This window comes from Sphingomonas radicis (assembly GCF_051400635.1).
Taxonomy (GTDB): domain Bacteria; phylum Pseudomonadota; class Alphaproteobacteria; order Sphingomonadales; family Sphingomonadaceae; genus Sphingomonas.
This window is the reverse complement of record NZ_JBLFFG010000002.1, coordinates 392,893-405,334: the sequence shown is the minus strand read 5'-3', so window position 1 is coordinate 405,334 and position 12,442 is coordinate 392,893. Positions and strand designations below refer to the sequence as shown.

At 65.3% G+C, this 12,442-nt stretch carries 12 protein-coding genes; 7 read left to right on the top strand and 5 right to left on the bottom strand.

Features of this window, described 5'->3' with window-relative positions:
- Positions 1-23 precede the first annotated feature (23 nt).
- The 4 genes from zwf to ACMGDH_RS08845 all read right to left on the bottom strand — a co-directional run bounded on the left by zwf (position 24) and on the right by ACMGDH_RS08845 (position 3,185).
- Positions 24-1,481 (bottom strand): glucose-6-phosphate dehydrogenase, encoded by a 1,458-nt coding sequence (gene zwf / locus ACMGDH_RS08860; protein WP_436827584.1) that lies wholly within the window; start codon positions 1,479-1,481, stop codon positions 24-26.
- A gap of 99 nt (positions 1,482-1,580) precedes the next feature.
- Positions 1,581-2,522, bottom strand: a complete 942-nt coding sequence (gene argC, locus ACMGDH_RS08855) for an N-acetyl-gamma-glutamyl-phosphate reductase (protein WP_436827583.1) — start codon at positions 2,520-2,522, stop codon at positions 1,581-1,583.
- A complete protein-coding gene (locus ACMGDH_RS08850) occupies positions 2,519-2,902 on the bottom strand; it encodes an SH3 domain-containing protein (protein ID WP_436827582.1) in 384 nt (127 codons plus the stop codon). Before ACMGDH_RS08850 ends, argC begins: the two co-directional genes overlap by 4 nt.
- A complete protein-coding gene (locus ACMGDH_RS08845; RefSeq protein WP_436828225.1) occupies positions 2,832-3,185 on the bottom strand; it encodes a MarR family transcriptional regulator in 354 nt (117 codons plus the stop codon). Before ACMGDH_RS08845 ends, ACMGDH_RS08850 begins: the two co-directional genes overlap by 71 nt.
- A gap of 217 nt (positions 3,186-3,402) precedes the next feature.
- Between ACMGDH_RS08845 and secG the strand changes: the two genes are divergently transcribed.
- The 3 genes from secG to ACMGDH_RS08830 all read left to right on the top strand — a co-directional run bounded on the left by secG (position 3,403) and on the right by ACMGDH_RS08830 (position 6,230).
- Positions 3,403-3,816, top strand: a complete 414-nt coding sequence (gene secG, locus ACMGDH_RS08840; protein ID WP_436827581.1) for a preprotein translocase subunit SecG — start codon at positions 3,403-3,405, stop codon at positions 3,814-3,816.
- Positions 3,817-3,921: 105 nt separating this feature from the next.
- Entirely contained in the window at positions 3,922-5,556 is a 1,635-nt protein-coding gene (gene pyrG, locus ACMGDH_RS08835; protein ID WP_436827580.1) for a CTP synthase, read from the top strand.
- Positions 5,557-5,564: 8 nt separating this feature from the next.
- On the top strand, positions 5,565-6,230 hold the full coding sequence (locus ACMGDH_RS08830) for a peptidylprolyl isomerase (protein ID WP_436827579.1): 666 nt from the start codon (positions 5,565-5,567) through the stop codon (positions 6,228-6,230).
- Between the two features lie 243 nt (positions 6,231-6,473).
- Here the strand turns inward: ACMGDH_RS08830 and ACMGDH_RS08825 are convergent, their stop codons facing one another.
- The gene (locus tag ACMGDH_RS08825) at positions 6,474-6,941 is read right to left on the bottom strand and encodes an Hsp20 family protein (protein ID WP_436827578.1); all 468 of its coding nucleotides are present in this window, start codon (positions 6,939-6,941) and stop codon (positions 6,474-6,476) included.
- Positions 6,942-7,185: 244 nt separating this feature from the next.
- Between ACMGDH_RS08825 and ACMGDH_RS08820 the strand changes: the two genes are divergently transcribed.
- From ACMGDH_RS08820 to ACMGDH_RS08805, 4 genes are all read left to right on the top strand, one after another.
- Positions 7,186-9,585, top strand: a complete 2,400-nt coding sequence (locus ACMGDH_RS08820; protein ID WP_436827577.1) for a TonB-dependent receptor — start codon at positions 7,186-7,188, stop codon at positions 9,583-9,585.
- A gap of 445 nt (positions 9,586-10,030) precedes the next feature.
- On the top strand, positions 10,031-11,281 hold the full coding sequence (locus ACMGDH_RS08815; protein WP_436827576.1) for a lipoprotein-releasing ABC transporter permease subunit: 1,251 nt from the start codon (positions 10,031-10,033) through the stop codon (positions 11,279-11,281).
- Positions 11,274-11,948 (top strand): ABC transporter ATP-binding protein, encoded by a 675-nt coding sequence (locus ACMGDH_RS08810; RefSeq protein ID WP_436827575.1) that lies wholly within the window; start codon positions 11,274-11,276, stop codon positions 11,946-11,948. Before ACMGDH_RS08815 ends, ACMGDH_RS08810 begins: the two co-directional genes overlap by 8 nt.
- A complete protein-coding gene (locus ACMGDH_RS08805; protein ID WP_436827574.1) occupies positions 11,945-12,424 on the top strand; it encodes a glutathione peroxidase in 480 nt (159 codons plus the stop codon). Before ACMGDH_RS08810 ends, ACMGDH_RS08805 begins: the two co-directional genes overlap by 4 nt.
- Positions 12,425-12,442 lie beyond the last annotated feature (18 nt).

The following is a 12,442-nucleotide window of genomic DNA, read 5'->3' as shown; positions in this document are numbered from 1 at the left end:
AAGATGGATATGGGGGCGGAGGGCTATTCGTTCCACGTCACGCCGTCGCGCTCGGTGAGCGCGATCGCGGCGGAGGGTCCCCAGCTACCCGATGCATAGGGGCGCGGCTTCATGTCCTGGGCGTTCCAGCCGGCGCGGATCGCATCGATCCACTCCCATTGCGCCTCCACTTCGTCGCGGCGAACGAACAGAGTCGGATCGCCCTCGATCAGATCGAGCAGCAACCGCTCATAGGCGATGCGGCGTCGGGTGCCGGCGAATTCGGTGTCGAGCGACAAGTTGAGCGGCACTTCGCGCAGCCGCACGCCTTCGCGGTCGAGCCCGGGCTGCTTCGCCATCACCAGCAGCCGGACATATTCCTCGGGCTGGAGGCGGATCACCAGCGTGTTCGGATGAAGGTGGCCGCCGCGCTCCTGAAAGATCGAGTGGGGGACCGGCTTGAACTGGATCACGATCTCCGATCGGCGCTCGGCCATCCGCTTGCCAGTGCGCAGATAGAAGGGCACGCCGTGCCAGCGCCAGTTGTCGACGTGCGCCTTGATCGCGACGAAGGTCTCGGTGTTGGAGTCCCCGCCCAGATCGCTGTCATAGTCGCGGACGATCTCGCCCTTCACTGCGCCGCCGCCATATTGGCCGGTCACCGTCAGATGCGGCGCGTCGGCGGCCGGAATCTTGCGCAGCGAGCGGAGCACCTTGACCTTCTCGTCGCGGATCGCAGTGCCGTCGAAGCGGGCAGGGGGTTCCATCGCGATCAGCGCGAGCAGCTGGAGCATGTGGTTCTGCACCATGTCGCGAAGCGCGCCGGTCTCGTCATAGAAGCCCGCGCGGCCTTCGAGCCCTACCGTCTCGGAAACGGTGATCTGGACGTGGTCGATGCCTTGTGCGTTCCACACCGGCTCGAACAGCGAGTTGCCGAAGCGCAGCGCGAGGATGTTCTGCACCGTCTCCTTGCCGAGATAGTGATCGATCCGGAAGGTGCGCTCCTCGGGGAAGGCACCGGCGACCAGGTCGTTGATCTCGCAGCTGGAGGTGAGATCCTTGCCCAGCGGCTTCTCCAGGCTGATGCGGACATTGTCGCCCGCCAGGCCGGCGCTCTTGAGCCCCTCGATCGTCGGCCCGAACAACCAGGGCGCAGTCGAGAGGAAGATCGCGAGCCCGCCCGAAATGTCGCCCACCTTCTCCCTCAACGCCGCGAAGCCCGCGGTGTCCGAGGCGTCGAGCGCCTGATAGTTCAATCGTTCGAGAAAGCTACCGACAGCGCTGTCGTCCTTTCGATCAGCGGGAAGGAACTGGTCGAGCGCGCCGCGGGCGAATTCGCGGTACGATGCGTCGCCCTTTTCGGAACGCGCGGTACCCGTGATCGTCAGACCCGGGGGCAGCAACCCATCGGCATGGAGCGCATAAAGCGACGGGAGCAGCATCCGCTGCGCAAGGTCGCCGGTCGCTCCGAACAGCAGCAATTTGCCCACGGGCTGGTGCATCACATGCCTCTCGATTTGTTTGTCCCGTCCGAGACACGAAAGGCGGGCAAAGATCAAGCCACAGGGCGCGCAAAGACGCGCCGAACCTGTGTCGGCGTGCTAGAGGACCAGCCCTGCGGTGGGATCGAGCCCCGCCATGATGTTGAGGTTCTGCACGGCGGCGCCCGCTGCGCCCTTACCCAGATTGTCGAGCGTCGCGACGAGGCGCGCCTGGCCGGTTTCGGCATTGCCGAACACGCGGAGCGACAGCCGATCGGTGCCCGCGTCTTCCTCTATCGACACCGTGGTCGCTTCGGCAGGAAGTACGCGGATCAACGGGAAGTCCTTATAGGCTTCACGCAATGTGTTCTCGAGCGCCTCCAGCGACGGGCGGCGCGTGAACGCATGCAGGGGCAGGGGCACCTCAACGATCATTCCCCGATAGGTGCGCGCCACCGCGGGCTGGAAGATCGGCGGATGCTCGATCCGCGCGTGCTTCTGCATCTCGGGCACGTGCTTGTGGGAAAGCCCGAGTCCGTAAGTGCGAAATGCCGTGGCGGTGAAGCCCGCGGAAGCCGCATCCTCGAACTCGGCGATCATCGACTTGCCGCCGCCGGAATAGCCCGAGACGGCGTTCACCGTGAAGTTGTAGTCGAGCGGCACGAAGCCGGCGCGCACCAGCGGTCGCACCAGCGCGAGGAAGCCGGTGGGATAGCAGCCAGGGTTGCTCACCCGCGGGGCCTCGGCGATCGCCGCCATCTGGCCCGGCTCCAGCTCGGCGAACCCATAGATCCAGTCGGGCGCAGTGCGATGCGCCGACGAAGCGTCGATCACGCGGACATGATCATTGTGGATCATCGCCACGGCTTCACGCGCGGCGTCGTCCGGCAGGCAGAGAATCACGAAGTCGGTCGAGTTGAGCGCGTCCTCGCGCTTCTTCGGATCCTTGCGGTCGGCATCGCCCAGGATGATCTGCTCGATCCCCTCACGACCTTCCAGCCGCTCGCGAATCTCGAGCCCCGTGGTGCCCACCGCACCATCGATGAAGACGCGCACGGTCATTGCGTCGCCTCGGCCAGCGAATCGGCGTCGAGATAGCCGACCAGGCCCAAGCCCGGCGCCACGCCCCAGGCATTGCTGCCCGCCAGCTCGAGCACTTCGAACGCATCGCCCGAAGCGAGCTGCGAAAGCACTTCCGAATCCGGCGCGCGCCCGGCACGAAGCGCTGCGGCACGGGCGAGGGTGCGCGGCATCGGCGCGGCGTAATGCGGCGCAAACACGCGCTCCGCCAGGCGCACGTCGGCCAGATCACGGCGAACGGCGTCTACGCGCGGATCGAAAGTCGCGGAACGTCCCTTGAGCGAGAAGCGCTTACGCGTTGGCCCGGCGGGCGGCTGGCTGCCCGATGGAGTCGCCAGCGAGGAAATGCCCGAATTCTGCAAGAAATTCTGCCCCTTCAGGTGTGCGGGCGACGAAGATGTTCCGCTTGTCGGTATCGTCGCGTTGGCGGCGCAGATAGCCGAGCGTGCCCAGCCGATTCAAGGCGCGCGTGACGACAGGCTTGGAAACGTTGAGCGCGCGGGCGAGTCCGCGCACCGTATGGGGGCCGGGATCGAGGTAGACGAGCAACAGCAGCGCCATCTGTCGATTGGTGAGATCGGGCTCCCCCGAGCGCACATAATCGATCAGCGTGTTCTTCCAGGACGAAAGAGACCGGTCCAACATCGCGTTCACGGCTTCAACTCACCCGCTGCGACCCGTACATATCCGGGATCATCGCAACAAACGCAGCGGAGGGCTTCCGGTTTCAGTGCGATGGCGAAATGTTACAGCTTTGTTTTGCGCGCCTGCATGTGCGTGCCTTGTGGCGGCAGGCCAGACTCCGGTTGATCGCGGGGGCCGGCTACCCTATGTCGCCGCTTTCTCAACAGGTCCGGCATAGATGTTCACTTTCCTGCTTGTCGTCCAAGCCATCATCGCGGCGCTTCTGGTGACCGTGATTCTCATGCAGCGCTCGGAGGGCGGCGGTCTCACCACAGGCGGCAGCCCGTCGGGCCTGATGTCCGCGCGTGGCGCCGCGGACTTCCTGACGCGCTTCACGGCGATCCTGGCGACGCTGTTCATCGCGATGAGCGTGTTTCTCGCCGTGCTTGCCGCGACTCGCCACTCGACCGAGATCGACACCTCGCTCCAGCGCGCGCCCGCCACGGCGCCGGCCGCGGTGCCCACCGCCGCTCCTGGCGCGGTGCCGTTCGCGATCGGCGGCAACACCACGGCGCCGGCTGCGGCTTCCGGCGAAGCGGCTCCGGCCAACGCCGCGACGCCCGCAAACGCGCAGGTTCCGCTCGCGCAATAAGCGCATCGCCGCTCCGTTTCCGCCGGGGCTTGACTGAAATTTATGCGCCGCACCGGATTCGGGTGCTTGTCGGCGCGTGCCCAAACACGTTAGGCGTTATCTCCCATGGCGCGGTACATCTTCATCACCGGCGGCGTGGTCTCCTCGCTAGGCAAGGGTCTCATGGCAGCGAGCCTCGCGGCTCTGCTCCAGGCGCGTGGCTATCGGGTCCGCATCCGCAAGTTCGATCCCTACCTCAACGTCGATCCCGGCACGATGTCGCCGCACCAGCATGGTGAGGTCTATGTGACCGACGACGGCGCGGAGACCGATCTGGACCTCGGCCATTACGAGCGTTTCACCGGCGTCGCATCGCGCCAGTCGGACAACGTCACGTCGGGGCGGATCTACAAGACGATCATCGAACGCGAGCGCCGCGGCGATTATCTGGGCGCCACGGTCCAGGTGATTCCGCACGTTACCGATGCCATCAAGGCGTTCGCCCAGGACGAGACCGACGACCTCGATTTCGTGCTGTGCGAGATCGGCGGCACGGTGGGCGACATCGAGTCGCTGCCGTTCATCGAGGCGATCCGCCAGCTCCGCAACGATCTGGGCCGCGGCCAGAGCGTCAGCATCCATGTCACGCTGGTGCCGTACATCGCGGCCGCGGGCGAGCTGAAGACCAAGCCGACCCAGCATTCGGTGCGCGAGCTCGCCGCCCTCGGTGTCCAGCCCGATGTGCTCGTCTGCCGCTCGGAGCGTGACCTTCCCGCAGGCGAGCGCGCCAAGATCGCGCAGTTCTGCAACGTGCGGCCCGAGGCAGTGATTCCCGCGCTCGATGCGAAGAGCATCTATGCGGTGCCGCTCCAGTATCATCGCGAAGGGCTCGACGTCGAAGTGCTCCGCGCGTTCGGGATAGAGCCCGGCGCAGCGCCCGATCTCAGCCGTTGGGACGATATCGTCGAGCGCATCACCAATCCCGAAGGCGAAGTGACGATCGGCGTGGTGGGCAAATACATGGGCGTGCCTGACGCCTACAAATCGCTCACCGAGGCGCTGACCCATGGCGGCATCGCCAACCGGGTCAAGGTGAATATCCGCTGGCTCGACGCCGAGCTGTTCGAGCAGGACGACAGCGAGGAAGTCACCGCAATGCTCGAGCCGATGCACGGCATCCTCGTGCCCGGCGGGTTCGGCGAACGCGGAAGCGAAGGCAAGATCGCCGGGGTGCGCTTCGCACGCGAGCGCGGTGTGCCGTTCTTCGGCATCTGCCTCGGCATGCAGATGGCTTGTATCGAAGGCGCGCGCGAGCAAGGCGTGAGGGACGCCTCGACGACCGAGTTCGGCCCCACCGAGGAACCGGTGGTCGGCATGATCACCGAATGGATGACTGCCGAAGGCATCCAGAAGCGCGAGGAAGGCGGCGATCTGGGCGGCACGATGCGGCTTGGTGCCTATCCGGCGAAGCTCGGCGGCAATTCGGTGGTAGCTTCGATCTACGGAACGGAAGAGATCAGCGAGCGTCACCGCCATCGCTATGAGGTCAACACCCACTACAAGCCGGTCCTGGAAAAAGGCGGGCTGGTCTTCTCCGGCATGTCTCCGGATGGCGCGCTGCCCGAGATCGTCGAGCGGCCGGATCATCCCTGGTTCGTGGGTGTGCAGTTCCACCCCGAGCTCAAGTCCAAGCCCTTCGATCCGCATCCGCTGTTCGCTAGCTTCATCGAAGCCGCGGTAAAGCAGTCGCGGCTGGTCTGACGCCGGCGATGCTGGTGTGGCGTGCATTGCTGGGAGCGCTTGCGCTCGTTGCCCTGACGGGAGCGGCCTGGGCGCCGCCCCAGTCGCGGCCCGCGGCCGGAATGGTGCGCGTGCGCATCGTGACTTCGAAGGGGAACATCACCCTCGCGCTCGATTCGCGACGCGCGCCCAAGACCACGGCGAACTTCCTCGCCTATGTCGATGACGGACGGCTCGACGGGACCGAATTCTATCGGGCATCGCGGCGCAAGACCGATCCGAAGTTCGGCTTCGTGCAGGGCGGGATCGGCACCGATGCGCGCCGGATCCTTCCGTCACCCCCGCTCGAACCGACCAACGTCACTGGGATCCGACACACCGACGGTGTGGTTTCGATGGCGCACGGCAGCAACCCTGATTCGGCGACGGGCAATTTCTCGATCATGGTTGGCGACAATCCCTCGCTCGACGCGCGCGGCGCCTCGCGTGGCTATGCTGCGTTTGGCCGCGTCGTCGCGGGGATGGACGTGGTCCGCCGCATCCTGGCCAAGCCGACGGGCGGGGGCAGGGGGCCGATGCGCGGCCAGATGATCCAGCCGCCGGTAAAAATTCTGCGCGCCGAGCGGATCGACGGCGCGCCCAAGCCGACCGGCGGGCCCAAGCCGTGGCTGCTCGGGCTGCCCGCGCGGCGCTAGAAACGAAAGCGCCAGTTCCTCTATCCTCCCCCGCCAGGGGGAGGTGGCAGCCGCAGGCTGTCGGAGGGGGCGGATGCCAGAACGCATCGTCCGGCGTGCTTCCTCCCCCTCCGTCGCGCTTCGCGCGCCACCTCCCCCTGGCGGGGGAGGATTCTCAAAGCAAAGGGCGTCCGGACCGATAGTCCGAACGCCCTCCGCTGCGGCGCCCAAAGGGAGCAAAGCGCCGCGAACGCTTGCCTGACCTCAGGCGGCGTCCTTGTGCTCCAGCGCCGTGGGCTGGCTGCCGCCGGTGCCCACTGCGATCTTCTTCGGCTTCATCGCCTCCGGAACTTCGCGCACCAGCTCGATCGTGAGCAGACCATCGGCGAGGTTCGCGTTCTCGACGCGCACGAAGTCCGCGAGCTCGAAACGGCGTTCGAAGCTGCGGTTCGCAATGCCCAGGTGCAGGTACGAGCCCTGGTTGTTCTCGTTTTCGTTTGCCTTCTTGCCGGCGACCAGGAGCAGATTCTGCTGCGCGGTCACGTCGATCTCGTCGGGCTTGAAGCCCGCGACCGCCAGCGTGATCCGATACCGATCCTCGGCGAGGCGCTCGAGGTTGAAGGGGGGATAGTTCTCGCTGCTCGCCTGGCGCGCGCTGGCCTCGAGCAGATCGAACAGCCGGTCGAACCCGATGGTCGAGCGGCGGAAGGGCGTGAAATCGAACTGACGCATGTCAAATCCTCCAATGAGCAAGTTGAACGTCTCATCTTCGGCGCCCGGCAGCCCGCGGCGCCGCTGACCACAGCCCGTCAGGCGCCGTGGCTTCACGTATGTTGGTTTCACTTGTGACTGTTTCAAGTCGTCCAGGCGTGCCGCGGAGCCGCCAAAGCGAGCTAGTCCGCCCTAAACATTCGCTTGCTGGCTAATACCTATCAATTTGATGGAAATTAGCTGCGACACCTCAAGGGGGATGCAGATGAGCCTTGCTTCGTTGACGATGACGCTTTTGATCGGAACCTCGCCGATCGCGGTTGCCCAGCCGGCACGCGAGGATCCGCCGGTGGCTGTTGAAGCGGGGAAGGGCGACGACGGTCAGCAGGCCCAGGCTAGCGAGGATGTCGTCGTCACTGCGCGCCGGCGCGAGGAGCGCGTGCAGGAAGTGCCGATCGCAGTTTCCGTAATCGACGGCGAGCAGCTTGCCGAAAGTGGTGCGTTCAACACCAATCGCCTCCAGCAGCTCCAACCGTCGCTGCAATTCTATTCGAGCAACCCGCGCAACTCGGCGATCAACATCCGCGGCCTGGGCGCGCCGTTCGGGCTGACCAACGACGGCATCGAGCAGGGGGTCGGCTTCTACGTCGACGGCGTCTACATCGGCCGCGTCGGGGCATCGACCTTCGACTTCGTCGATGTTGAGCGCGTCGAGGTGCTGCGCGGGCCGCAGGGCACGCTCTACGGCAAGAACACCACTGCCGGTGCGGTCAATATCACCACGCGCGCGCCGAGCTTCACGCCCGAGGCGAGCGTCGAGGTGAGCCTGGGCAACTATGAATTCCTCCAGGCCAAGTCCTCCGTCTCGGCACCGCTCGGCGAAACGGTGGCGTTCCGCCTGTCAACGTCGGGGACGACGCGCGACGGGACGATCCAGAACATCCGCACCGGCGTCGATCAGCATCGGCTGCGCAACCTGGGCGTCCGCGGCCAGCTGCTGTGGAACGCGACGCCCGATCTGGATTTCACGCTGGCAGGAGACTTCAATCGGCAGAACCCGCTGTGCTGCGTGCAATATTATGCGCGCACCGGCGCTACCCAGCGCCCGCTCAACCGCCAGTATGCGGCACTCGCCGCAGCGTTCGGCTACACGCCGCCGAGCACCGACCCGTTCGACCGCGTCACCGACCTCGACGCCGCTTCCAACTCCCGCCAGGAAATCGGTGGCGTGTCGCTCGTCGCGAACTGGGACGTGGGCGGTGCGACGATCACTTCTGTAACGGCATGGCGCTATTGGGACTGGCAGCCGGCGAACGACCGCGATTTCATCGGCCTACCGATCACGACTGTCTCGCAGAACCCTTCGCAGCAGGAGCAGTTCTCACAGGAAGTCCGCATCGCCTCGAACGGCTCAGGGCCGCTCCAGTACACGCTGGGCGCCTTCTACTTCCACCAGACCATCGACACGCAGGGCTCGCAGGTCCAGGGACCCGCCGCGAGCCGCTGGCTTCTCAATCCGAGTAGCGCCAATGCGAACAATCCGGCAGTGCTGGACGGGCTCACCTCGACCAACACGATCGGGTTCGACAACACCAGCTTCGCGGTGTTCGGCAAGCTCAACTGGGAAGTGATCGAGGGGCTGCACATCCAGCCGGGCCTGCGAGGCAACTATGACAAGAAGAGCGGCTCCTATCTCGCGGTGGTGACCACAGGCACCGGCAGCACCACGCTCAACAGCGATCAGCGCGGCGTGCTGGCGCCGCAGAGCTACGATCCCGAGTTCAGCGACTGGAACGTCTCGGGCGACTTCACCGTCTCCTACGATTTCAGCGAGGATGTCCATGGCTACGCTACCTATGCGCGCAGCTTCAAATCGGGCGGAATCAACCTGTCGGGGCTGCCGCTCGACGCAAGCAACAATCCGATCCTGAGCGTCGCGACGGTGAAGCCCGAGAAGGTCAACCATTGGGAAGTAGGGCTCAAGACCCAGTTCCTCGACCGGCGGGCGACCGTCAACCTCGCCGCCTATTGGACCGAGGTCGAGGATTATCAGGCGACGGTCACCAACGGTCAGCTCGGAGTGATCCGCGGCTATCTCGCCAACGCCGGCAAGGTGCGCGTGCGCGGCGTCGAGCTCGACTCGAGCTTCCGGCCGAGTTCACGGATCAACCTCTATGTGAACGCGGCTTACACCGATGCCGAATATGTCGACTTTCCCGACGCGCCGTGCCCCCCCGAACTCGCCGGCGGCAGCACAGGCGCCACGCCCAGCGCACCCGGCAGCCCCGGCGGGGTGAGCCCGCCCTTCTGCGACATCTCGGGGCAGACGCTTCCGGGCATCTCGAAATGGGCCTTTTCCTACGGCGGCGAATACAATCTGCCCGTAGCGAGCGGTGAAGCCTATTTCGGCTATGACGGCAGCTATCGCACACGCTTCTCGTCGAACCCGTCGCCTTCCGCCTACACCTGGATCGACGGCTATTCGCTGTCCAACTTCCGGCTCGGCTACCGCGAGGACGGGTTCAACGTCTTCGCCTGGGTCCGAAACGCCTTCGACGAGCGATATTTCGAGCTGCTGTCGGTCCAGTCAGGGAGCACCGGCCTGATCGTCGGCCAGCCGGGAGACCCGCGTACCTATGGTTTGACTGTCAGCGCATCCTTCTGAACAGGCTAGCGTGCCGCCATGGCCGGGGCACGTTGGGGGAAGGGGGGCGGCGCCCGCACCGCCTCCCTTCTTCGTGGGGCCTGAAATAATAGTAGGTCCTGAAACGGCAAACGCCCGGACCGTTTCCGATCCGGGCGCCTGCGTGACGACTGCTCGTCAGCCCCCTTAGTCAAGGCCCCGCCCGCACGCTCGTACTTGCCTACGAGCGGGGCTGAGGCCCTCCCCGAACCACGGCCATTTGCTGCCTGCGCTTCGACGGTTTCCTGCTACGTCGAACGACCTGTTTTGTCACCGGATTAACCGCGGATGACTCCAGTTTGGCCGGACCCTGTGTCGAATCGGCAACATGCGCGAAACACGGGGCGGGGCGTCCTTGCCATTGCCAGCGACCGGCGGCTTGCCTAGATCATCTACGAGCATCCATGTCAGGACAGCACCACCCGCAATGCTAATTTCGCGCTACGAGCGGATGATCGCCCGCCGCTATCTGCTGCCGGGCCGCAGCGAGGCGTTCATCGCCGTCGTGGCGGGTTTCAGCCTGGTCGCAGTGATGCTGGGCGTCGCCGCGCTCATCGTCGTGATGAGCGTGATGAACGGCTTCCGCGCCGAGCTTTTCGACAAGATCACGGGGCTCAACGGCCATGCCGTGGTCCAGGGCTATGGCGGCCAGTTGCGCAATTGGCGCGAGGTCGTGGAACAGGCCAAGGCGACACCGGGTATCACCAGCGCGACACCGCTGATCGAGCAGCCGCTGTTCGCCAGCTTCAACGGCAGGGTCGAGTTCGCCCAGGTCCGCGGGATGCGCGTCGAAGACATCCGCAGTAACCCGGCGCTCAAGGGCAAGGAAGTGCTCGGCAGGCTCGACCGGCTCCAGCCCGGGCAGGAGCAGGTCGCGATCGGATCGCGGCTCGCCGAGAAGCTCGGCGCCACCGTCGGCAGCAAGATCACCATCATCAACCCGCAGGGCAACGCCACGCCCTTCGGCACCATGTACCGTTCGGTTGGCTACACCGTGACTGCGATCTTCGAGGTCGGAGTGTACGACTTCGACCAGATTTTCGTCGTGATGCCGATGGAGGACGCGCAGACGCTGCTGCTGCTCGGCGACGCGGTGAGCATGGTCGAGATCGACACCGAGGCTCCCGATCGTGTCGAGCAGATCATGGCTCCGCTCGTGCCCAAGGTCGATCGCAGCGGCCAGGTCACCGACTGGCGTCAGATGAACCGCGAACTGTTCGAAGCGCTGGCAGTGGACCGGGTCGTCTCGTTCACGATCCTGTCGATCATCCTCGTCGTCGCCTCGTTCAACATCGTCTCGTCATTGATCATGCTGGTGCGCTCCAAGATGCGCGACATCGCGGTGCTGCGGACGATGGGCGCCACGCGCGGCGGGCTGATGCGCATCTTCGTGACGGTGGGGACCACGATCGGCGGGCTTGGCGTGGCGGCAGGTACGGTGCTCGGCTTCATCTTCATCACCTTCCGCGCGCAGGTGGTGCAGTTCATCGGTCTGGTGACCGGGCAGCAGATATGGGACCCGTCGATGCGATTCCTCACCGAGCTTCCGGCCAAGACCGATCCCTTCGAGACGATCGGAATCTGCGTGATGGCATTGCTCTTCAGCTTCCTCGCGACGCTCTATCCAGCGTGGAAAGCGGCGAGCACCGATCCCGTGCAGGTGCTGCGCTATGAGTGATCCCATTCTCCAGACGCGCGGCCTCAAGCGCAGCTTCAAGCAGGGCGAGGCCGAGATCCATGTGCTGCGCGGCGTCGACCTAGACGTCCAGCCTGGCGAGATCGTCGCGCTGCTCGGCCCCTCGGGATCGGGTAAGTCGACGCTGCTCCAGGCGGTGGGGTTGCTCGAGGGCGGGTTCGAGGGATCGATCCGGATCGCCGGCAAGGAGGCCTCACAGCTTCCGGCGGGCGGACGCACCGAAGTGCGGCGTGACAGCCTGGGCTTCGTCTACCAGTTCCACCATCTGCTGCCCGACTTTAATGCGATCGAGAATGTCGTGCTGCCGCAGATGATCCGGGGCGCCGAGCGGAAGGAAGCGGACGAACGCGCCACGCAGCTGCTTACTGCATTGGGCTTGGGCGAGCGGCTCACGCATCGTCCCAACCAGCTGTCGGGAGGGGAGCAGCAGCGCGTAGCCGTGGCGCGCGCGCTCGCCAATCGTCCCGCGCTGGTGCTCGCCGACGAGCCGACCGGCAATCTGGACGAAGCCACCGCCGACCGTGTCTTCGCCGAATTCCTCAGCCTGGTGCGCACCGAAGGCTCCGCCGCGCTGGTCGCCACGCACAACGAACGGCTGGCGGCGCGGATGGATCGGGTGGTGCGGCTTCACGACGGCGTGCTCGAATGACTGCGCTCACGCAGATTCCCGTGCGCCAGGCGGACGGCAGTGAGGCCGATCTTTCCGTTTATGCCGGCCAGGTGCTGCTGATCGTCAACACGGCGTCCAAATGCGGCTTTACCCCGCAATATGCCGGGCTCGAGGAACTCTATCGCCGATACAAGGATCGCGGCTTCGTGGTGCTGGCCTTCCCGTGCAACCAGTTCGGCGCGCAGGAGCCGGGTGATGCCGAGGAGATCGCGAACTTCTGTTCGCTCACTTACGACGTGACGTTCCCGGTCTTCGCCAAAGTCGACGTCAACGGCGCGGAGGCGGCGCCGTTGTTTGAACATCTCAAGCGCCAGGCGCCCGGCCTGCTCGGATCGAAGGCGATCAAGTGGAACTTCACCAAGTTCCTCGTCGATCGTCAGGGGCAGGTCGTGCACCGCTATGCGCCGGCCACCGCGCCGGCCGACATCGCCAAAGACGTCGAAGCGCTGCTCTAGCGCCATCAAACCTGTTGA

Bases quoted from the DNA above. Each gene is read 5' to 3' on its own strand.
- ACMGDH_RS08810 (WP_436827575.1), top strand. From the start codon at position 11,274: ATGAGTGATCCCATTCTCCAGACGCGCGGCCTCAAGCGCAGCTTCAAG.
- ACMGDH_RS08805 (WP_436827574.1), top strand. From the start codon at position 11,945: ATGACTGCGCTCACGCAGATTCCCGTGCGCCAGGCGGACGGCAGTGAG.
- zwf (WP_436827584.1), bottom strand. From the start codon at position 1,481: ATGCACCAGCCCGTGGGCAAATTGCTGCTGTTCGGAGCGACCGGCGAC.
- secG (WP_436827581.1), top strand. From the start codon at position 3,403: ATGTTCACTTTCCTGCTTGTCGTCCAAGCCATCATCGCGGCGCTTCTG.
- ACMGDH_RS08815 (WP_436827576.1), top strand. From the start codon at position 10,031: ATGCTAATTTCGCGCTACGAGCGGATGATCGCCCGCCGCTATCTGCTG.
- ACMGDH_RS08830 (WP_436827579.1), top strand. From the start codon at position 5,565: ATGCTGGTGTGGCGTGCATTGCTGGGAGCGCTTGCGCTCGTTGCCCTG.
- argC (WP_436827583.1), bottom strand. From the start codon at position 2,522: ATGACCGTGCGCGTCTTCATCGATGGTGCGGTGGGCACCACGGGGCTC.
- ACMGDH_RS08820 (WP_436827577.1), top strand. From the start codon at position 7,186: ATGAGCCTTGCTTCGTTGACGATGACGCTTTTGATCGGAACCTCGCCG.
- ACMGDH_RS08845 (WP_436828225.1), bottom strand. From the start codon at position 3,185: ATGTTGGACCGGTCTCTTTCGTCCTGGAAGAACACGCTGATCGATTAT.
- ACMGDH_RS08825 (WP_436827578.1), bottom strand. From the start codon at position 6,941: ATGCGTCAGTTCGATTTCACGCCCTTCCGCCGCTCGACCATCGGGTTC.
- pyrG (WP_436827580.1), top strand. From the start codon at position 3,922: ATGGCGCGGTACATCTTCATCACCGGCGGCGTGGTCTCCTCGCTAGGC.